General features: G+C 36.5%; 12 protein-coding genes. 2 read left to right on the top strand and 10 right to left on the bottom strand.

Features of this window, described 5'->3' with window-relative positions; translation table 11 throughout:
• Positions 1-25: 25 nt before the first annotated feature.
• Positions 26-835 carry a hypothetical protein gene (locus tag ACFQ1K_RS00905; protein WP_320555711.1) on the top strand — a complete coding sequence of 270 codons (810 nt, stop codon included), beginning with the start codon at positions 26-28 and terminating at the stop codon, positions 833-835.
• Here ACFQ1K_RS00905 and ACFQ1K_RS00900 read toward each other — a convergent pair.
• Together ACFQ1K_RS00900 and ACFQ1K_RS00895 are read right to left on the bottom strand one after the other, a co-directional pair.
• Complete coding sequence (locus ACFQ1K_RS00900; protein WP_320555712.1) at positions 832-4545, bottom strand: metallophosphoesterase; 3714 nt, start codon at positions 4543-4545, stop codon at positions 832-834. The genes ACFQ1K_RS00905 and ACFQ1K_RS00900 overlap by 4 nt on opposite strands.
• 43 nt (positions 4546-4588) lie before the next feature.
• On the bottom strand, positions 4589-6151 hold the full coding sequence (locus ACFQ1K_RS00895; RefSeq protein WP_320555713.1) for a protein adenylyltransferase SelO: 1563 nt from the start codon (positions 6149-6151) through the stop codon (positions 4589-4591).
• A 169-nt stretch (positions 6152-6320) separates the two neighbouring features.
• Here ACFQ1K_RS00895 and ACFQ1K_RS00890 point away from each other — a divergent pair, with 169 nt between their 5' ends.
• Positions 6321-7598: a Pycsar system effector family protein gene (locus tag ACFQ1K_RS00890; protein ID WP_320555714.1), complete on the top strand. Its 1278-nt coding sequence runs from the start codon at positions 6321-6323 to the stop codon at positions 7596-7598.
• Here ACFQ1K_RS00890 and ACFQ1K_RS00885 read toward each other — a convergent pair.
• The 8 genes from ACFQ1K_RS00885 to ACFQ1K_RS00850 all read right to left on the bottom strand — a co-directional run bounded on the left by ACFQ1K_RS00885 (position 7588) and on the right by ACFQ1K_RS00850 (position 22589).
• Entirely contained in the window at positions 7588-9966 is a 2379-nt protein-coding gene (locus ACFQ1K_RS00885; protein WP_320555715.1) for a GAF domain-containing protein, read from the bottom strand. The genes ACFQ1K_RS00890 and ACFQ1K_RS00885 overlap by 11 nt on opposite strands.
• 106 nt (positions 9967-10072) lie before the next feature.
• Entirely contained in the window at positions 10073-12193 is a 2121-nt protein-coding gene (locus tag ACFQ1K_RS00880; protein ID WP_320555716.1) for a glycoside hydrolase family 97 protein, read from the bottom strand.
• A 4-nt stretch (positions 12194-12197) separates the two neighbouring features.
• Positions 12198-13865 carry an alpha-amylase family glycosyl hydrolase gene (locus ACFQ1K_RS00875; RefSeq protein ID WP_320555717.1) on the bottom strand — a complete coding sequence of 556 codons (1668 nt, stop codon included), beginning with the start codon at positions 13863-13865 and terminating at the stop codon, positions 12198-12200.
• 11 nt (positions 13866-13876) lie between these two features.
• Complete coding sequence (locus ACFQ1K_RS00870) at positions 13877-15283, bottom strand: alpha-amylase family glycosyl hydrolase (RefSeq protein WP_320555718.1); 1407 nt, start codon at positions 15281-15283, stop codon at positions 13877-13879.
• 4 nt (positions 15284-15287) lie between these two features.
• Positions 15288-17066 (bottom strand): alpha-amylase family glycosyl hydrolase, encoded by a 1779-nt coding sequence (locus tag ACFQ1K_RS00865; RefSeq protein WP_320555719.1) that lies wholly within the window; start codon positions 17064-17066, stop codon positions 15288-15290.
• 121 nt (positions 17067-17187) lie between these two features.
• Positions 17188-19620, bottom strand: a complete 2433-nt coding sequence (locus tag ACFQ1K_RS00860) for a TIM-barrel domain-containing protein (RefSeq protein WP_320555720.1) — start codon at positions 19618-19620, stop codon at positions 17188-17190.
• Between the two features lie 49 nt (positions 19621-19669).
• Entirely contained in the window at positions 19670-20641 is a 972-nt protein-coding gene (locus tag ACFQ1K_RS00855) for an alpha/beta hydrolase (RefSeq protein ID WP_320555721.1), read from the bottom strand.
• Between the two features lie 4 nt (positions 20642-20645).
• On the bottom strand, positions 20646-22589 hold the full coding sequence (locus ACFQ1K_RS00850) for a glycoside hydrolase family 13 protein (RefSeq protein WP_320555722.1): 1944 nt from the start codon (positions 22587-22589) through the stop codon (positions 20646-20648).
• Between the last annotated feature and the right edge of the window lie 13 nt (positions 22590-22602).

Here is a 22602-nt window from a genome sequence, read left to right as displayed (position 1 = left end):
TTCTTAAGGTCTGAAACTAAATACAATGATACACTATAAAAGGTTAATACTTATTACCCTTATTGCAGTTTCTTGTCAGTCTTCTGGTCAGTTAAAAATTGAGGGGAGCATAAACAACGCTCTTGAAGAAGCGTCTGCTGCTGAAACTATTTCACAATCTCCTCTTATCTGGACAATAGAAGACGCAGGCAACGACAATAATTTATATGGTTTAGATTCTCACGGCAAAATAGTAAAACAAATCGCCATTACCAATGCTAGTAATATTGATTGGGAGGATCTTACCAGCGATTCTAAAGGCAATATATACATCGGTGATTTTGGAAATAACAACGAAAAGCGAAAGCATTTTAGAATTTTAAAAATTAAAAAAGAGGATCTAAAAAATAAGGCCGTACAAGTCGATATCATTGAATTCACATTACCTAAGAAACAAGACTCTAAAGATTTTGAGGCCTTTTTCCTATTTCAAAACACATTTTACATTTTTAGCAAGGAAACTAAAAAATTCATTGTTCTTAAGGTACCTAATAGTGTTGGTAAACATGAAGCAACGATAATTTACGATTTTAATTTAGAGGGGAAAGACAATAAAATTACATCTGCAGATATTAGTGAAGATGGTAAAACCATAGTCTTGTTAAATCACGATAAACTCTGGAAACTTTCTAATTTTGATGAGGATAATTTCTTCTCTGGTGACATAGAGGAATTAAAATTTGACCATAACTCGCAAAAAGAAGGCATTTGCTTTAAAAACCACCATTCGGTTTTAATCACTGATGAACGTGATGGGGGTGAGGGTGGAAATATATATAGTTTTAAGATCGACTAAAAATTTAGTCCAAAGCCGAACGAAAAACGCAATCCATCTTCACCAGTAAAAAAATTAAATGTTCCTGCGACAGATTCTGCAGCCGCAACCCAAAAACCACCACCATAGGAATTATGCCATTTCTCTGAAGTGTCATTTTTTACCCAAACCCTACCCACATCTACACCTGAAAAAACACCAATTTGCATTGGAAACCACCCTGTTTTGAAGGTGTTAAAACTATATCTTATATCGGCATTCGTAACGAAAGCATTTTTACCCGTAAAACGTTCTCTTCTGTAACCTCTCAGACCTGTGCCATCTCCAATATTGGCTCCTTGAAAAAACAAAAAGTCATCACCAAAACGCAACTGGGTTCTAACATCAGTTTTTAAGACGAGCTTTCTATTAACAGTTAAAGCATTATAAAATCCCAAATGTGCATTTAAATAACCAAAAATGGAGTTGAACTCTTCAATCTCTGTTTTAGATCCTAAAATAATATTAAAGTCCATTCCTCTTGACGTAGCAATTTCATCATCAGCACTGTGGTAATTATATTCGGCTTCTAAAGCAGTAAATAAACGTCTTTCAAAAAACTCTTCATCTGTTGATGGAGTGAAATCACTAATAAACCTATTACTGGTGTTATCCAATTCTACCCCCTCAAAAATAGCTTTAAATCCATATTCACTGCCATAACCTGAGTTTTTCACTATACCTACATCAACACCAACAATACTTGTTTTTACTCTGTTGTAATCCAAACCTAACTCGTCATCATCGTTTTCTGTTTCGTTACCTATTCCAAAGAAATTATTTGTAAAATTTGCACTAGTAAAAACGCCTCCCATTTTCAAATTCCAATCACTAAATACATTAGCAAATTGCCCTTGATATCTCAAATCAAAGCCCTCTGTGGCAAAGTAGTATCCTAATCTAAATTTGTGCTGTTGCGAAAACGGATTGCGTTCAAAACCTTTAGTTGTTTTTGTTAGACTTAAACCAACCTTAAAACCATCATCAGGATTGAAACCAATATTTGGTGTAAGGATACTTGTGTGTGATATAAATTTTTGAAAATCATAAAGGTTAGATTTATAATCATCTGTAAACTTTAACTGACCACCTTTGTTAAGCTCGACCGTGTTTTTTTTGGACTTATGGTCGTAGACCTTAATACGCCTTCCATTATTTATAATGTAGGTGTCATTCCCCTGACCACCAATAAGTCTGGTGTAAATTAAATTATTGCCTTTTCCATTAACCTCAAAAATATCGGTATCATCTAAGCCATATACCCAAATCTCTTTGGTGGTATCTCTATGATAAGTTCTATCTACAATGACATTCGCCTTTTCACCACCTTTATTTCGCCAAATTTGAACTCGCGTTTCTTTATCTGCTAATCTTGTAATGGTAATAAAATCGTCTTTATCTGTTGCAGTAAGTATGACTAATTCATCTAAATAATCGGAATAACGAGAAGCAATATCAAGCAAATTATCACGCCTTCCTTTAAGTTTGGCCTTAATATCTTCTATGGTTTCATCTTGAATGGCTTCTGGCAAATCTGAAAAGGCCGTTTCTATAATATCGTCTGTTATTTGTACTTGAAGAAATTTTGCTTGTGCAAGCCAGGTTCCTTTATCAGATTGTTTAATAAGTGCCTTATCTAACTTATGCCCTGCATTATTCATCCATCTAATGTCCTTCAATTCTGTATCGTACACTTGTAATTGATTGGTTGCATTAGAAATTGTGCGACCAATATCCAGTAGCGTCCCATCAAAATTTGAAAATACCTGGTCTCTATCCCTTGGAATTGGCCTATATAATTTATCTCCATTAGGTTGATCAAATTGAGCCCAACGCCATTGGTCTTGGTGTCGATCCCAATCACCAATAAGCATATCAAAAAGTCGTGCTCTAACAAAGGCCTCTTCGTCTATTTTATACTCTTCATCCTTTCTAATCTTTTCGATGATATCATGTGTGCTTTCTATATCGTCCGCATACCCGAAATTACTCTCATCAGCATAATGATCTTCAGGACGCTCCTCAATCATATATAGTTCATTACCATACTCGTCATTATATTTCCCTAAATGCTTATGCTTTGGTATGTAATATAGTTTAGGGTTGGTATGAAGGACTTGTGCAGCATCAGACAGTTTCGGCACTGCTAAAAAGGCATAAGGATGGGCTGCTGTGTAAAAATCCAATATCAAGTCTTCTACAATAGTTTCATCAAATTCATTCTCCACAAAGTTGTCCTTAAATACAACCGTTTGGATATATTGTGTCGCACTTTTTCGTAGGGCTCGCATATTAAGTTCTCGGCCATCTTTTAACTTCAACCTTAAGGACCGCGTTTGATGCCCACCTCCCTTTCTCACAATTTCTAATCCACCATAAAGTGTATCTAATGTAGCGACTTTAGCTGTTATTTTTGTACTGTAAACGTCTCTGTAGTTTTCACCCCAAATGGATTTAAAAAAACCTGTTTTATCAGTTTCCGCTTTGGAATATATTGATACTTCGACCTTATTTGGAAAGCTATCTGGCAAAGTAGTAATATCATAATCAGGTCTATTGGGCGGCATAATCTCCTTCTGATATATCACTTTAGGCTTCCCATTTTCAGCACTAAAAAACTCAACCCAAGCGCTACCATCCTTGTATATCACAAGTTTGGCAAAACCTTGTTTTCCGTATGAAAACAATCCATTATGCGCTAAAGTTGCATAGGACTCCTTGGCACCAGAACCCGAAACAATTTGTTTTATCCGACCTTCTTCAATATATTGTAACGTATGCTCATGTCCAGACACGAATACCAATTTCTTACTATCGACAGCAAGGGTTTCCAATCGTTTCATTAATTCATTATAACGTTCGTTATATCGGTCTTGAATGGATACACCGCCTTGGGTTCTAATTTGTGCCACCAGCGTTGCTAGACCTGGTAAGGGTATTTTTTTCTGACCAGGAAAAATATGTTTTGACGCTGCAAATTGACCACCATGAACTCCGTTGGTGTACATTGGATGGTGCATTGCAAATACAATAGTTTTGTTTTGTGCCTTTTTTAATTCGCCCTCAACCTCTAAAAAAAATCGTTCTCTTGTTTTTATTTCACAATCGTCGTTTATGCCTGGATTGTCATTCCAATCTTCCAAATACCATTGTGTATCTATGATAATAAGTTGAACTGTTTCACTAACATCAATACTCTCTAATGGGCAACCATTTTCTGGTTGAAAGGTGTTTTTACCAAGTGCGTCTTCAATGAATTTTTCTTGACGCTTTACCCCTTTTAAACCATCAGCATACCAATCGTGATTACCTGGAATAAAAATCGTTTTACCTTTAAAATTCTTAACTGCTCCGATTTGGGCACGAAGTGCATTCTCGGCATCATCCCTATTCTTATGGTCCTTAGTTGGTAATCCTGCTGGATAAATATTATCACCCAGATATATGGCGTAGTCATCTTTTGAAACGTCATGACTCTCCAAATAGGTTTTAAATGCCAATAATGCATCTGAATATCCATCCATGGGTGACTTGCCTGCATCGCCTACCAAATAAAAGACATGGTCTACAGGTTTATCCGGTAAATTTTGATTGACAAAATTCTCATCTGCATACTGTGCTTTATATGTAGCACAGGCATGACTTAGAACAAATAAGATAAGTATTGTAATTCTTCTTAAAATAAACTTCATGTTTTGTATTTGTAACTTCACTCTAAAATAACCTCAACGTTAGTTATGAACTACATGACAACATTGAACATCCAACTTTATGTCTCGCCCATTCGGGTCGCTTAGAAAACCATTTTTCATATTCTGGTTGCTCATTATATGGCTTCTTTAATAATTCGAACAGTTCGTTAAGTAAATTATAATTGCCCTGATTTGCATCATCAATCGCCAGTTGCGCCATATAATTTCTAAGAACGTATTTTGGATTCACCGAATTCATTTTGGTTTGACGCGTTTCTGTTGAAAGTTCTTCTAGCTGTAATCTCTCGTCATAGATTTTAAACCACTGGTTCCATTTATCCTCAATGTCTTCCTTAATCTGGTTTGGTTTATAAAATGCCTTTGTAATCATTTTAATTCCATTCTTGGGTCGCCCAATTTTGTAAGTAGACAATAAACGGAAAAAAATGGTCATGTCCGTTTCTGATAACAATAGGCAATCCTCTAACGCTTCAATTAACTTAGCATCATCTCCGTCTTTTAAATCCAAGCCTAATTTTGAGCGCATCATATTTAAATGTTGTGTTTCAAAATCGCTTTGGTACTGATTTAAAATAGATTCAAAAGGCTCAGATTCCTCAACCATTGGATACAATGCATTAGCTAGCTGTAACAAATTCCACAGTGCTATATTAGGCTGATTGCCATAGCGATACCTTTTATGTTCACTATCCGTGGTGTTTGGAGTCCATCCAAAATCAAAACCTTCTAACCAACCGTATGGCCCATAGTCTATGGTAAGACCAAGTATGGACATATTATCGGTATTCATGACTCCATGTACAAAACCAACACGCTGCCAGTCAATAATCATACTTAATGTTTTATCCGTAACCGCTTTAAAAAACTTAATGTACGTTTCCTTTGATGGTTTACCGAGTTCTGGATAGAAATAGGTTATGGTATAGTCCGTTAGCTTTTTTAAGTTATCAATATCATTTCTAGCCGCAAACAATTCGAAATTACCAAAACGAATGAAAGTAGGTGAAACTCTACAAACAATAGCCCCTTTTTCGTAAGCTGCATTACCATTATATAACATATCCCTTAATACATCATCACCAGAAAACATAAGACTTAATGCTCTAGTTGTAGGAATTCCCAGATGATGCATAGCTTCGCTACATAGGTATTCTCTTAAAGAAGATCTTAAAACCGCCAAACCATCTCCTTGACGGGAGTAAGGTGTTTCACCAGCACCTTTGAGCTGGAGCGCCCAACGGTTATGATTGTGAACCACTTCGAACAAATTTATAGCTCTTCCATCTCCTAATTGTCCTGCCCAATGACCAAACTGGTGTCCGGCATATGCCATGGCATAAGGTTTTGTATTTTGATAAACTTTAGCACCTGAAAATATATCTAAAAATTCTTGGGAGTTTACATCTTTTTCTGAAATACCTAAGTCTTTTGCTAGTTCTATAGACGCATGAATCAAACTTGGTGATTTAGGAACTTTAGGGCTCACAAAAGAATACATAGCATTAAAGACTTTACGTCTGGTATTGTCTAAACTCGTATCAGATGGTAACTCTTTATTAAAGGTATCTTCAATCTTTAATTTCATAGTATTGATAAACTCTTCTACAACATTATGTTGGGTTTTGTAAGTACAAAAAGGCTAAACACAATATGTAAATCATAAAAATACAATTTAGTAATTTGTAAAAGCGCTAATTATCTGTTAAGTCTTGTAATTTTCGTAATTTAGACCTCATTACTAATTAGTGACACTTATGACAAAGTCTCTTATTGAAGACACACAAGACTATGTTGTTAATCTTTTAAAAGATGAACTTCCTAGTTCATTTCTCTATCACAACCTCACCCATACGCTACGTGTATTAAAAAGTACCCGAGAGCTTATTGAAAACACTGAGCTATCTGAGGAAGAAGAGACAATACTAGAGCTTTCAGCACTATTACACGATATCGGTTATACCGTTGACTCTGAAAATCATGAAGCCGAAAGTGTGAAACTTGCGGAAGCTTTCTTAAAAGAAAGAAACGTTAGTGACAGAATTATCAAAACGGTTTCCGACTGTATCTTGGCAACAAAAATTGATGGTGAACCTAACAATAAACTCCAAGAAATCATAAGAGATGCAGATGCCTCCCATTTTGGTAAAAAATATTTTTTTGAAGCGAGTGAATTCTTGAGAAAAGAACTGGAATTACGCGGAATTAAAACCTACTCGCCTGCCGAATGGCGTTCAGAGAATATCAAAGTACTGACACATCATAGTTATTATACAGCCTATGCCCTAAAAAATTGGCAAACAAGAAAAGAAAAGAACTTGGCTAAGTTGATGGGTAAAAAGAAAAAGCGTAAAAAGAAACTCGATGTAGAAAAATTAAAGGCTAAATATAAGGCACAATACAAAAATGAAAGTCCCGAACGAGGTGTGCAAACCTTCTATAGAACAGCTTTAAGAAACCATATAAAGTTAAGTGATATTGCTGATACCAAAGCCAATATATTATTATCGGTAAATGCCATAATTATTTCGGTTGTATTGGCCAATCTAATTTCTAAATTGGATACCAATCCCTATTTGACATGGCCAACCATCATATTCCTATTCTTCTGTGTGGTTTCTATGGTACTTTCTATTATTGCAACACGACCAAATGTTACCAGTGGTCAGTTTACCAAAGAAGATGTAAAAAATCAAAAAGTGAACTTAAGTTTTTTTGGAAACTTCCATAAAATGGAGCTAAAAGAATTTGAATGGGCTATTATGGAAATGGTAAAGGACAAAGACTACATTTACAAAGCACTAACTAAAGACCTCTACTTTTTGGGCAAAGTTTTAGAACGAAAATACAGGCTATTACGAATTACCTACACTGTTTTTATGATAGGAATTATTATCTCTTTAATGGCCTTTGCCATTGCGGTAAAAAATAATCCTAACGTGACAATTGAAGACGTCCTACCTCAATCAAATATCGAAACAGGTTTTATCAACAAAAAATCAGAAATAGTTAAAGAAATTCGATTTAGGATTTAATCGTCGCCATTAAATCCTTATAGGTATAGAAATTTTTATCATCATTCTCGTTATGATATAAAATACTAACCCTTAAGGCCTTTAAGCCTGTTATACCTTGTAAATCTTCAAGCTCTAAGGTCTCCAAATCCTCATCGAGGACATTTTTAGATTGAAGAAAACTAATGTAACGCTTATACTCTTCTTCACCTTCTTTCTGAGAGTAAACAATGGTGAGCTTTCCCTTCTTAGTTACGCGTTCTTTTGTACCTTTTATGAATGCTTTATCTACCCTTTTTTTAACCACTTCATAACGTGCATTATAGGTACCGTCTACATCAAAACGCTTCTCATCCATTCTGAAACGAATGGATAATGGTTGATTAAACACCAATACCATAGAGGCCACATCTAGACCCAAAGGATATTCATGTTGATTCTGATAGTATGAGTTTTCCATTTCACACATTACCTGTAATTGCCATAACCTTAAGTTATAGAGGTAAATCATGTTAAAACTATCATGCTTAGTGATCGATTCCCCGATGTACATGTTATGCTCAACACCATCCGTTTTAAATCGCTCAAAGAAATGCGGATACATCTCTTGCGCCTCAATTTGCTTTTCATCTAGTAGTGATGACATATTGGTGTTAATCAACTTCACCGTATCATCGTAGTGTTTTCTATAAAAGTAGATTACATCCAAATCCTCATCTACTTTACTAAAGTAATCGTCAATATCCTCTTTGAGTTCAGGTTCTGTTTCAGCAATTAACTCAAAAACAGGTTTAATCTCATCCTTCAAAAAAACCGTAATTTCATGTTCACTATCTACTTTAAAATGAGTATTAATATCACTACAATAGGCATTGACCTGAAATTTTATCTGTTCAAAAATTGGAAGCTCCTTTTTCTGAAGTGTTTTATTTAAAATTTTTTCTGCCAAACTCAATTGAAGAGATAAATCCTTTTGAGTCGCTTCATTTCTGGCTTTAGAAGAGCCTTTGACATCGATTTGACCAAATAATGGATATACATTATCAAAAGCAATTTTCCTAAAGGTTGGGGACTCTCCTGTATTATACTCAGTTTTGATATAGTCCTTAGCTTCTTGAACAAATCGCCAGTGTACACTAGGATGAATAGATGTACATTCTTTCTGAATGATAGCTTCGATTAAATTCGCTTCCTCATTCTTGGAACGTTCTACTGCAGAAACAATATAAGGCATAATATCTACCAATTTATTAGCATTGATACTATTTAAGGCCCAAGGTTCTTTGGATACGATTTCTAAAATTCCCATCAAACCATCTTCATTTGCTATTGGTGCAAAAATGGCACTTTTAAACCCTTGATCATGTAATACTTTTATGTGAGGAACTTTACCCTTTGTGTTTTTATAAACTTTATCTACATCAGAAATGGAGAAATACGAATTTTCCTTTAGCAAGCGTTTATAAGACCATTTGCAAAGTGCACTTTCACACGGTACCCGCTCTTTCTTATTTAATAGAAAACTATTCATACCAGCACCGTAAACGCGCTCAAAAGCACCCTCTTCTTCATTGTAGATAGAAAAACCAACTTCAATATTTTTAAAACCAAATAAGGATCTGAAAATTTCATAAAACCCCTGCATAAAACTTTGGTTCTTGCGTTTGTCTTCGCCTATTAAAGATGATTTTATGTTGGATATAGACTGATCGTCTGTTACATCAAAAATATTTGAAATCACAAAACCCTTAAACTCATAGCTACTTGGTGGAAACTTCTCACGCCATAAGTCTATATTTTCAAAATTATCTAAAAGCTCTTCATAATCCTCTTGGGTAATTTTTGGTGCATTGTCCTTCGGTACAATTTCAACGAAATCAGCATTATACAAAATCTTGTAATAACGAATTATACCTTTGCCATCAGGAATTTCATAAAAGAATGGACGCTTAAAATTTAAATTATAGCCATAACAAAAATTGAGGATGATGGTACAGGCGATGATATACCTTTGGTCTTCTGGCATATTCTTAATCTTCAACTCGAAATCCTCACCTGCCGTTTTTAAAATAGAACGAAAACGTTCTGATGAATTGAAAATAATATCTTGAAAAGGAACAGAAGCCGTTTTAATCTCATTTTTTGTTAAGATTGGGCTGAAAGCATCTTGTAGTAAGCCTTCGATTTCTTTTTCATATGTTTTTAGCAATTTTATATCACTAAAACCTTCTCTTAAAATGGGATTTTTGTCGGCAATATCTAAAACACGACGTGCATTAGCAACAATAAAATCATTATCAGCCTCAACCAATTTTTGATATTGATTGAGCAACTTATTAAACCCTACTTTAATAATAAAGGGTGAATCAATGTTATCGTTAATGTCCAAATCGTATTTTTTTTTATAATCAAAGATACAATAATTACAGTAGTCGCTTCTGATTAGACTAACTTACAGATCATATCAAACGATAAAACAATGGTATAACAATAGCTTAATCTATCTTTATAAGACTAATAGCAAAGCCGCCACCTTCTGCCAATCGAATACTTAGGCCTGAGTCTTTAGTCAGTTCCATTTTTTCAATGATTATATCCAGAGGATTATCATTCCAATGTGCCTTCTCACCATCTTTATAGATTATTGCTTCGTAATTTTGATCATGGTCTAGAAAATCGAAACTCAACTCAATAGCCCTTGAATGTTCGTCGGTGATACCACCTACAAACCAATTGCCAGATTCTCTTTCTTTACGAGCAATGGTCACATAATCCCCAACTTCACCATTTAGCACTTTAGTTGCTTCCCAGTCGACTCCAACATCTTTGATAAATTGAAGTGGTTCTGGATTGGCCTCATAATGCTCTACCAAATCGGCAACCATCTGCACTGGACTGTAAATGACAACGTATAGCGCCAACTGCTGTGCCAATGTGGTATTAACCTGATTTTCTGTCTTATACTCATCAAATTTTATATTGAAAATTCCTGGAGTGAAATCTATTGGTCCAGCCAGCATTCTAGTAAAAGCCACGATAGGCAAATGCTCTGGCGGATTACCACCATCAATGGACCAAGCATTAAATTCTTGACCTCGCAATCCTTCTCGAGATATAATATTAGGATAGGTGCGTCTTAGGCCTGTAGGTTTAATTGGTTCGTGAGCATTTACAGCTACCTCGTATTTTGAAGCTTTTATAGCCGCATTATTATAATGATTCACCATGTACTGGCCATGATGATATTCACCCTTTGGCAAAATTTTACCTACATATCCAGACTTTACGGCATGCATACCATACTTTTGCATTAAAGCATAAGCGGTATCTTGCTGCTTGGTATAGGTTTCGGTTGCTGCAGAAGTTTCATGATGCATAATGATTTGGACTCCCTTTTCTTTGGCATACTGTGTCACTTCATCTAAATCGTAATCTGGGTAAGGGGTTACAAAATCAAAAACCCCTTCGCGATCTTCAAAACCAATCCAACGTTCCCAACCAGTATTCCATCCTTCCACCAAAACACCTTTAATGTTATTTCTTGCTGAAAAATCTATAAACCGCTTTACATTTTCAGTCGTTGCACCATGTTTACCATGTGCCTTACCTGTATCCGTCCATTTGCCATCCACCATTTCCATACCGTAATCCCAAGTGGATTTTCCTAAGTGCATTTCCCACCAAACACCAGTATATTTCATAGGCTCAAACCATGATACATCACCCAGTTTATTGGGTTCATTAAGGTTAACAATAAGATTTGATGCTATTAAGTCTGGTGCGTTATCCGTAATTTGAATGGTGCGCCAAGGTGTGTGAAACGGTAGCGTTCGTTTTACTTTATAGTCCGTATTTTCTGAACCGACCAAACTACTTTTTAAATTCAGATGAGTCGTATCTACTTTAAGGGTCATACCCGAATAATCTACTAAAGCCGCTTCATGAAAACTGAGATGAAGTCCCTTTTCGCCTACCATAGTGACAGGTGTATTCACAGAATTTTCTGGAATATAACTCTGCGCCAAATTTGTTTTGGGGATATACGATTTAGCGTCAATCTCAGAGAGTTTGGTAGTACTGTATAGATGTTCATAAATATCCCAATCGCCAGGAATCCAAAAGGTTTTGTAATCTTCTGTAAGATTAAATTCGGTTTGTTCTTCTTTAATTAAGGCCTCTGTCCAACCCGCTTGTTTGGGAAATTCATATCTAAAACCTAATCCGTCATCATAGACTTTAAACACTACATTAAGCTTACGTTGTGAGGGTGATGTTTCTTCAAGTTCAACGCGAAATTCGTTATAGTGATTAGCAACTTGAAGTTGTTCTCCCCAAGGCATTTGCCATGTGTCATTAAATTCCTTTTTTGTTGTTCTTAAAATTTTAAAACTGTCCTTAAGCTGTTCGGCATTCGTAAATTCAAATCCTAAATATGAGGTGTCCACCACCTTCTTATTGTTGAAAGCTACAGTATAAAACGGTTGTCCTTTTGCATTAACATTAAAGTTCACCACTAGTTCTGAATTAGGTGATGTTACCTCAAAAATCTTTTTATTTTCTTTTGAACATGCATTTAAAAGAATGACGAGTAGCGGTAGAATATATCTAAAACTCATACTTTTATAGCTTTTCAATTAAAACAATATTGTGCTCTGAAGTGATTATTACTTTTCCGTTCTTGACGGTAGCTTGTTGTCCTGAATAAGCATCATGAAGCTGATCACCATCTTCGAAAACTTTAGATACATCTATTGTTTTACTTCCCCTATTTAAGTCTAAGCCTATAACTACTAAATCGTTAAAATTCCCTTTTTGATAGCTTCTGTAGAACATGTAGGGTTCTTTCGTAATCATCTGATGGATCCCTGCACCAACCGCAGGATGATTGGCTCTAAACTGACCTAATTTTTGCCAATGGTTTAGAACCTCTTGTTGAGGTGTGTTTGAGCCTATAGCTTCCCAATTCATAAAGGAACGTAAATTAGCATCTCCCTCTGCACCCTCAACTTTAAGGATTCTAGCTGACTCATCTCCATAATAGACTTGTGATGCTCCCGGTGATAATAATAGAATATTGGCTGCTTGATAGGCCTTTTCTCTTGAAGGGTCATAAGGGCTACCGTCGTCATGAGAACTTATATAATTGAGTATACCAAATCCCTTTAATTCATTAGATAGGTGATTATAATATTTGTTAAAGAGCTCTTCATAACTTAATTGTGCAGCATTCCATTTAAATTCAAAATTGATTTGACTGGTAAACATATTATCAAAATAGTTGACCTTCTTATCACCAAAATCGAAAGCTTTTCCGGAAGAAATACCATAATTGTATACCTCGCCGACCAGATAAAACTTGTTATAATCCAAAACCTTATCAGGATTGTTAGTTTTAAATTCCTCAAAAGCGTAATCACATTCTATTTTAAATTCACTCCAAACAAAAGGCTCGGTATGCTTAACGGTATCGCAACGATAGCCATCGATTCCAAATTCGGTAATATAATCTGTTAGCCACTTCATGATATAAAAACGTGGTGCACGAGGATGACCCGTGCGCTCAAAGAAGGCATCGAGCTCTGCCACTTCTTGCTCATAGCGTCCTTCTGCCTTCCATTTTTCTACCAATTGCGGTGGTAAATCCACATGAGCATTAGACTCTGTTCGAATATCTGGTAAATTAGCCACGAGTGTACAACTTACGGTATTCTCGTAATTATCATAACTACATTGTTTGTCGGTACGCACCCATTCTTCTGGCCAAACAGGGTCTTTTTCAGTTACAGGACCTGTATGATTGATAACAGCATCTAATACAATTCTTATTCCCCTTGCATGTGCTTCTTTAACAAGCTCGTGCAAATCTGCAGCTGTTCCATAATTAGGGTCAATGCTAGTCCAGTCTTTGGTCCAGTACCCATGAAATCCATAGGTGTTTCCCGTACCTTCATTAGTCGCACCATGAATCTGTTCTACAATAGGTGTCATCCAAATGGCGTTAATACCCAACTCTGTAAAATAGCCTTCTTTTACTTTTTGAGTTACACCTTTGATATCACCACCTTCAAACCCACGAAGCACTCCAGTTTCTTTAGTTCTGTCAAAATTAACGTCATTGGATGTATCGCCATTATTAAAACGATCGGTTAATAAGAAATAGATATTTGCACCTTCCCATACAAATGGTGCCTTTTCAACCGAGGCGCTATTAGTAACCTTAGGTTTATGGGGTTGTTCCTTACAGTTCAATGCTATGAGTATTAAGATTATTGCTGCTATTCTTTTCATTTTATCACTGTTTATTCCTTAATATAGATTTTATAGTCCCAAGGCTTTAGACTTATGCTAGAATCCTCGTCAAATGTCATATTGTTACCATCCCTAAATTGTCTGTATTTACCAAAATGCAGATGCTCTTTAAAGACTACCTCTTTTGAATCAGCAGAAAAATTGAATACCGCAAAAACCTTATCCTTTTCATTGGATCTCACGAAACTAAACACGTTAGTCTCATCATTATTGGGTACTTTAATCATCCTGCTACCCCATTTAGTATGCCATAAGGCCGTATTCGATTTCATGAGAGCAAACAAATCTTTGTAGAGCTTTCCAATAGCATCTTGTTTCCATTGAATGGCATCTTTATCAAAAAATGCTAAACGTTTGGTGTTGCCAGCTTCCTGCCCATTGTATATTAAGGGCATTCCCTCACCAACGACTGATAAAGCTATAGCAGCCTCGAGACCCTCACCAAACTGCTCGTACATGGTACCTTCCCAAGCATTTTTATCATGGTTGCTTACAAAGGTCATACGCATACTGTTAGCTGGATAGGCACTTTCGTTCCAGGAATAATAAATATAAAGTTGATTAACATCAGCTTTACCCATACAGATTTGATGTATTTTTTCGTTCCAGCTCCAAGCATAGGTCATGTCAAATGCTTTGGCATGTAAATCCCTGGATTCCCATTCCGCAAGCATAAAAACAGGTTTTATGGCATCAAGTTCCTTACGCGCATTATTCCAAAATTCAATAGGAACAAATCCCGCGACATCACACCTATAGCCATCGATATCAACCTCTTTTACCCAATATTTTAAGGCCTCTGTCATGTACTTTCTAACTTCGGGTTTACTGTAATCCAAATCAATGATATCTGACCAGTCCCACCATGGTGTAGGTCTAAAATCGCCTTTATAATCCTTCTCATACCAATCTGGATGTTCCTCTACCAAAACATTATCCCAAGCCGTATGATTGGCTACCCAGTCTAAAATAACGTACATACCCTGCTCGTGCGCTGCATTTACAAAATTCCTTAAATCTTCAAGGTTTCCAAACTCGGGATTAACGCTATAATAATCTTTAACTGAATATGGACTGCCTAAGCTCCCTTTTCTGTTTTTTTCGCCAATGGCATGTATAGGCATGAGCCAAATGATGTCTACACCCAAGTCTTTAAGTCTGGGCAACTGCTCTTGAGCGGCCTTAAAGGCGCCTTCTTCTGAAAACTGCCTAGTATTGAGCTGATAAATAGCCGCATTTTTACTCCATTCTGGATGGGTTAGTTTTACATAGTCTTCTGGTTCATAAGCGTTCATACTATCCTTGTTCTTTTCTACATTCTGCTTTTCTTCCTTTTTAACGTTATCACAACTTAAAAAGCTTAATAGCAAAAAGCAAATGCCTAGTAATGTTCTCATCGTGTTAGTTTTTTATCTTCAGAATAAAGGATTCTAAAGGTTTAATGTCGATACGCACCTCAGCCTTTCCATTTTCAACTTTTAAAACAGGCGTATAATTACCAAAGAGTTGGTCTTTAACTTCATATTGGCCATCTTTTAAGCCAAGTTTACCCACCAAATCTTCTGGTAGTTGTAGTTCAAACCCATAAGTATTTTCAGCATTAAAGTTTGAAATAATAATTAATTGCTCGTCATCACTCCAACGCACAAAACTCAATACCTTATCATTGTACCATTCGGTATGTTGTTGGTTGTATAGATGGATATCCTGATAATTCCCCATTAAAGCTGAACTTTTAATGGTAAAATTGAGTAAGCGCTTGTAAAAGTCTCTTAACTCCAGTTCTTCGGCAGTGGATTGGCCACCATCAAATTGTTTGTTGTTGACCCAACGCACGACAGTCGGCACGCTACCATAGTCGAAAATAGAGGTACGTGTTGGATCGCCAAAGCCCAAATCTTCTTCGGCTTTTTCACCAAATTCCTGACCAAAATACACCATGGTTGGTGAGGTGCTTATCGTTGCAGACACCACCATAGCCGGTTTACCCTTTAAAGCATCTCCAGCAAAATCTGGACTCGCAATGCGTTGCTCGTCATGATTTTCTAAAAAGTGTAGCATATGATGCTCAATGTCCTTAAGACCCTCCTGAATTGGTGGAATATTATCAGTTTTACCATGGCCTTGCATCACGTGCTTCAGAGTATCATAAAGCTGTACTTTATCGTAGAGGTAATCCATTTTGCCTTTTTTAATATAATCTCTGTACAAACTAGGGTTATAAACCTCGGCGAGTAAAAAGGCATCTGGATTGGCCATTTTTATGTTGGAATTCATATAGCTCCAAAACTCAACAGGAACCATTTCGGCCATATCGAATCGGAAACCGTCAACACCCTTTGCCGTCCAGTACAGCGCAATATCTTTAAACTTTACCCATGAATCTGGAACGACCTTATCTTTCCAAAACTCAAAATGTGCTTTATAATCCTTGTCCTCAAAACCTTCTGGCAATTCGTCAAAGTCTTTCGTACCATCTGGTCGAACTCCATAATTTACCTTTACGGTTTCGTACCAATCGTTCATATCGGGTTGTGAGGCTCGAGAGCCGTTGCCTGTCCATTTAGCTGGGTTCTCTTCAAACTTTCCATCAGCGAGAGGATGATTTTCTCCACCGAGTGGTTGGTAGCCATTCTTCCATTCGGGTACGATAAAAGCTTCACCTGGATTATAATAAAAGTTATTATTAACATGATAAGTGACCGTTGTATCGTCATTCTCCCCAAAATCTGAAGTCCCTTCTGGATTCGTTAAGCTTTGGTAATTCCGAGCCACATGGTTTGGTACAATATCAATAATTACTTTTAAATCTGCGTTGTGCGAACGCGCAATCAAGGCTTCAAACTCTTGAAGTCTATTATCTACATTTTCTGCTAAATCAGGATTGACATTGTAATAATCTTTTACGGCATAAGGTGAGCCCGCTCTTCCTTTTACCACGTCTGGGTCGTCATTAGAAATACCATATTTAGTATAGTCTGTTATGACATCATGATGCGGAACTCCAGTATACCAAATGTGCGTTACCCCTAAATCTTTGATTTCCGTAAGCGCTTTATCTGTAAAGTCGTTGAACTTACCAACGCCATTTTCCTCTAATGTCCCCCAAGGTTTATTGTTGGTATTGGTATTTCCGAATAGACGTGTAAAGACCTGATAGACGACTTCTTTCTTTTTCATGTTCTGCTGTACTGAATTAACTTTTAATTCATTATTGATTAACGCTTTTTTGTTCTCATTTTTACAACTCAAAAAAATGGTTGTAACTAAAATTAGGGTAGTGAAATATCTTAAACGCATGTTATTTGCTAAGTTTTATTTTTATTTCTTTTTCTTCTGTTGTATCCCAAACTACATTAATGGTCAAGGTTTTGTACTTCTCATTGTAAGCTCCATTGACTTTGTCTTTACCTACTTTGATTTTTTTTGGTTTACTATTAATATTATGAACGGTTAGAGCAATCGTTTTTGTTTTAGCTGAATAGTCTACACCTGTTTCTGCTTCAAGCTCAAATTCTAACCAATTACCTTCAATCTCCGCCTCAAAACCTAAAATTTGATAGTTATCCTTTTCTAATGGATGCGTTGTTGTTCCATCATCAAAATAAAACTCACGCTCAGACTTCTTTATGGAAGCATCATGATAATACTGTAATTGAAATTCACTATCATCATAATCCGCCGTCGTTTGCACCATTTTAGTTAATGGTATAAATGCTCCTGCTCTGGCGTAAACAGGAATAAAGTCTTCCTTTAACTCAACAGTCTGGACTTTACCACCTTCTACAACAATATCATTTTCGATATTAAACCATTTTGAACCCTTTGGAAAATAAACTTCCTGTTGTTTTTTGCCTGCCTCTAACACAGGTGAAACCAAAATATCATTTCCCCATAGATAGGTTTTTGAATAGCTATACAACTGCGGATTATCCGCTTCCTCAAAAAATAAAGGACGCATAAGTGGTTTCCCAAACCTATGATTTTCATAGACCAAATTATAGTTATATGGCAATAATCTGTAACGCATGGCTATGGCATAACTTGCTAGGCGCTTTGCCTTTTCACTTCTAAAGATTGGTTCACTTGGTACATCTTCTTGCGCATGTGGTCTAAAAATAGGGTTAAAAACACCATATTGTAACCAACGCACGTACAATTCGTCATCTAAATTAGCACCTGCAAAACCACCTAAATCACTGTGCATATAGGCCAACCCTTGCATGCCCATTTGCATTGCAATTTCTGGTTGTGATTGTAGGCCTCCCCATGTACGGTTAACATCTCCAGACCAAGGTATCATACCATAACGTTGCGTTCCAGAATAGCCCGCGCGCATCAAAATGAAAGGTCTTACTTCTGGAAAATCACGCTGATAACCTTCATAAACCAAACGTGCCCAATCGTGTCCGTAGATATTGTGCACTTCTGAAGCTGAACCTGTATGATGATGCACCCAATGCGGATGCACTTCCGGCTCACCTAAATCCCCCCAAACACCTGCAACACCTTTATTGGCCAATTCCTTATAAATGTTCCAAAACCATTGTTCACCTTGGGGTTTATAAATATCTATAAGCCCCGTGTTTCCAAAATAAAAATCATATCGTGCTGCTTCGCCTACTGAGTCTTTAGCTAAAACATTATTGGCAACAGCATCATCCCACTTTTTGGATGTAGTTAAAACGAAGGGTTCTGTAATGGGAATGGTTTTAACCCCTTTGTCGTTCAGCCGTTTTACCATACCCTCAAAATCTGGAAACGAATCCCTAAAGACTTCTAGGTTGCCCATAGTCCCTTTCACCTCTTTTCCAAACCAATATAAATCAAGTATTATCGCGTCTACTGGAATTTGTTCTTCTTTGAATTTGGCAATCGTCTGTTCCACTTCTTTTTGCGAGTGGTAGCCAAAACGGCTTGAAAAATTACCAAGCGCCCAACGTGGCAACATTGGTTGCTTTCCGGTTAAATTGGTATAATTGTTAAGAATCTCATACCAAGAATCGCCTACGATAATCTGATAGGCTTTACGACCTGAAATGGTTTCGTAAGTTAAAGTATTATCACCTTTACTATCTAAATCCAAGTAACCAATTGGCGCATTGTCAAAGTGAATCATATACTGCTTTGAAGAAAGCACAATTGGCATGGTGTAGTTCATGAGTTTAGAATCGGTTTCGTAACCGTAATGTGCGCGGTTAAATAACGGTAATCGGTGCCCCCTACGATTCATACCCAAAGCTCTAGCTCCTCCGCCATAAAGAACTTCATCTTTTGATAAATTAAATTCTATTTTTTCAGTGTAATCGGCAATGATATTACCTTTAACCATTTCCATGGGTTCGTGGTTGCTCTTGTAATAGCCACGTTTTTCTGAAGTTACAAATTCACCTTTGTAGTAGTATGAGATTTGAAAAGGTTCTGTAGTTATTGTTACAGAAAGATCTTCAGTTCCGAATGTGATTTCATTACCAACGTATTTGTAATTTGTATCTACAGATTCAGGTTGTAATACTACAGCATGGGAATCACTCGAATTATCATCGTTTGAAGGGGTAAAACTAGTTTGAATAATTTCTGACGTATAAAACTGAAATTTATAGGCACCGTCATTGGTTACTACAGAAAATATTCCGTTTTCTTCATTGTGTGATTTGTACTTACGATTTGTATTCTGAGCAGTTACTGACACTGCAATGAAAAAAATAGACAGGTATAGGATAACGTGTTTCATATATTTCAAAAATAGATTCCGCATTATATACGGAACAACTACTAACGGATTAATTTCCCAACAAAAACATAATAGGATAGTCCAAACGCTTATTCCAAGAGTTTTCAGAATGGTCCGTACCTTCAAAAAATAAATTTTTGGAATCTTTATCTGTATAACCTTTAGTTTGTAATAACTCATCTACTCTCGGACCATATTGTGGATAATACGCGTCTAGTGTTTGATTTCCGTAATCAAAATAAACTTTATGATGACCTGCACTAGGTAAATTGATTTCCATATACTTAAAAACAGCATTGGGCAACAGTTGATTTTCACTTGGTACGGCACCAGGCCAGTGTGTTGACAAGCAAGCCGCTCCACCAAAGATTTGTGGGTATTCGCTCAGGGCATACATGGACATAAGCCCTCCCATACTAGACCCCATAACAAAAGTGTGAGATGCATCGGCATTGGTTGAAAAGCTTCTATCTATTTCTGGTTTTAGTTCTTCTACCATAAACCGTAAATAATTATCTCCATTTAAGGTATAATCAGTTCTGTTAGAAATATCCTTAACCGTTTTTAGTTCTTCTTCAGACAGAAAACCCATAGCCTTTTCTGGAAATAAATCCTCCCAGCGGCGCTCTGGAATATTATGAACCGCCACCACAATAAAATCTTTGGTTTTGTTGCTACTCATGAGCTGAGAAGCCCATTCATCTACTTTCCATTCTTGTTTGTTCCAAGTCGTAGTGCTATCAAAAAGCATTTGACCGTCGTGCATATACAGAACGTCATAGGTCCTGTCTTCTGAATAGTTTTCGGGTAGCCACACATCAACTGGTCTTGAAACAATAAATTTTGAAGGATATGTTTCAACACGCAGTAATGTCCCAGAAGCTATTTTCGCGGTATCAACCTTCTGAAATAACATCTCATACGCGACATCCTTAGTTGTTGGTTTTTCACCTTCACTTTCCTTTTGTTTACATGAGGTAAAGCCTACTAAAAAACATATGATAATGTAAAAAGCTCTCATTTCATTACAGTTTTGTAGTGAATAAGTAACTCCCCTTTTTGTCTAAGGTTAAATTTTCTGACCAAGTCACCGTTTCACCAGTAAAGACATTTTTTAAGGTCTTTCCTTCTAGTCCAAGTTCCTTAAAGCGATCAAGTCCTAAATCAAAGGGCTCTTCGTTTTTATTCATAATATGAACAACGGTTTCATCTTCATTATACCTAGCCAAAAGATAGGTATTGTCTTCCGGAGCAAAATGAATGGTTTTCCCTTTATGGATGGCATCTGACGATTTTCTAAAATTGAGTAATGTTGCGATAAAACCTTGCATCTCTTTTTTAGATGCTTCTAAATTGTCGCCCGTAAAGGCATTTACAGCATCTCCTTCCCAACCACCGGGGAAATCAGTTCTAATCAAGCCATGGTCTCCAGGTTTTTCAAAATCATTCATTAATATTTCAGTCCCATAATACATTTGAAAAATCCGTGGTATCGTAGCTAAATAGCTCAGTGCCATTTTAGTTTTAGTAATGTCGCCTTCTAACTGTGTAAAGATGCGACTCATATCATGGTTATCTGGGAATGCCATAATACTTTGAGGGTTGGCATAGCCAAAATCATTGGCTAGCGCCACATAGATTTCTTTTAAACCTGTTCCCCAAGTTTCTGGATTTTTAAGCCCTGAAACCAATTGTTCTTGCATGGCAAAATCCATCGTAGATGGTAAATTAGATTTATATCCATCATGATTGTCATGACCTTCTTGCCAATATGCTATTAACAGTGGATTGGTAGACCACTCTTCACCCACAATATTAAAATTGGGATACTCATTCATTATAGCACCTGCCCAATTACTCATAAAATCTTTATCTGGATAGGGATAAGTGTCCTGTCGAATACCACCTAGTCCAAGGGTTTCAATCCACCAAATACTATTCTGAATAATATAATTGGCCATAAATGGATTTCTCTGGTTTAAATCCGGCATACCGCTCACAAACCAACCGTTGCTCATGCCTTTTTTGTCGCTTTGCGAAGCATAAATATCCTGATTGGTAGTACGTACATGATTAGATGTAATGACTTTAGAATTGTCCCACCGCGACTGATTCTGAATATAATTATCTTGAAAATTCACCCAGTCTTTAAATGGTAAATCCTGCATCCACCAATGCCCTAAACCACAGTGGTTGGCCACTTGGTCCATAACGAGTTTCATATCATTTTTGCGCAAGGTGTTGGCCAATTTTTTGTAGTCTTCTAAAGTCCCAAATCTTGGATCCACTTGATAATAATCGGTAATTGCGTAACCATGATAGGACCCACTTGACATATCATTGGTTAATAAAGGACAAGGCCAAACAGAAGTAAATCCTAAGTTTTTAATGTAATCAACATTTTGGATAATGCCTTCAATATCACCACCATGTCTGGCATAATCATCAGATCTATCAATTCCTATTTCACTCATATAATCAAAGGAGTCATTAGACGGATTAGCATTGGCAAAACGATCAGGTGTTATGAGGTAAATAGCATCACTACTATTGAAACCTATAAAATCATCTGCCGACTGTTCTCTTGCTTTGAGCTCATAGGTTTGTGTGAGTTCTGTACCATTGGCATCTTTAAAAACAATATTAAATTTATGGGATTGCGTTGTTTCCTCAATCTCTAAGTCTAGGAATAGATAGTTTGGACTATCTGCTTTATGGACCTCAACGAGATTGACAACATCTGAATTAATACTTGGGTTATAATTACCAATATTAGGATGCTTTACCATGAGTTGAAGCTCATTACTTTTAAAACCTGTCCACCAGTGAGGTGGTTCAACCTTATTTAATTCAAATGCTTCAACCAACTCTTGGTCTTGCTGCTTTTGATCTGTTTTTTCAACCTGTTCTTTACAAGAGCATATTAAAATTGCTAAAAATAGTGTAATACTTAAAATTAGTTTTTTCATGAATTTTTAATTT

It is taken from the genome of Winogradskyella aquimaris, assembly GCF_042676105.1.
Taxonomy (GTDB): Bacteria; Bacteroidota; Bacteroidia; order Flavobacteriales; family Flavobacteriaceae; genus Winogradskyella; species Winogradskyella aquimaris.
Note: the sequence above shows the minus strand (reverse complement) of the source record. Positions and strands in the feature narration are given on the sequence as shown.

Excerpts from the sequence above, each read along its gene's own strand:
- ACFQ1K_RS00905 (WP_320555711.1), top strand. The coding sequence starts at position 26 with ATGATACACTATAAAAGGTTAATACTTATTACCCTTATTGCAGTTTCT.
- ACFQ1K_RS00900 (WP_320555712.1), bottom strand. The coding sequence starts at position 4,545 with ATGAAGTTTATTTTAAGAAGAATTACAATACTTATCTTATTTGTTCTA.
- ACFQ1K_RS00895 (WP_320555713.1), bottom strand. The coding sequence starts at position 6,151 with ATGAAATTAAAGATTGAAGATACCTTTAATAAAGAGTTACCATCTGAT.
- ACFQ1K_RS00890 (WP_320555714.1), top strand. The coding sequence starts at position 6,321 with ATGACAAAGTCTCTTATTGAAGACACACAAGACTATGTTGTTAATCTT.
- ACFQ1K_RS00880 (WP_320555716.1), bottom strand. The coding sequence starts at position 12,193 with ATGAGTTTTAGATATATTCTACCGCTACTCGTCATTCTTTTAAATGCA.
- ACFQ1K_RS00875 (WP_320555717.1), bottom strand. The coding sequence starts at position 13,865 with ATGAAAAGAATAGCAGCAATAATCTTAATACTCATAGCATTGAACTGT.
- ACFQ1K_RS00870 (WP_320555718.1), bottom strand. The coding sequence starts at position 15,283 with ATGAGAACATTACTAGGCATTTGCTTTTTGCTATTAAGCTTTTTAAGT.
- ACFQ1K_RS00865 (WP_320555719.1), bottom strand. The coding sequence starts at position 17,066 with ATGAAAAAGAAAGAAGTCGTCTATCAGGTCTTTACACGTCTATTCGGA.
- ACFQ1K_RS00860 (WP_320555720.1), bottom strand. The coding sequence starts at position 19,620 with ATGAAACACGTTATCCTATACCTGTCTATTTTTTTCATTGCAGTGTCA.
- ACFQ1K_RS00855 (WP_320555721.1), bottom strand. The coding sequence starts at position 20,641 with ATGAGAGCTTTTTACATTATCATATGTTTTTTAGTAGGCTTTACCTCA.
- ACFQ1K_RS00850 (WP_320555722.1), bottom strand. The coding sequence starts at position 22,589 with ATGAAAAAACTAATTTTAAGTATTACACTATTTTTAGCAATTTTAATA.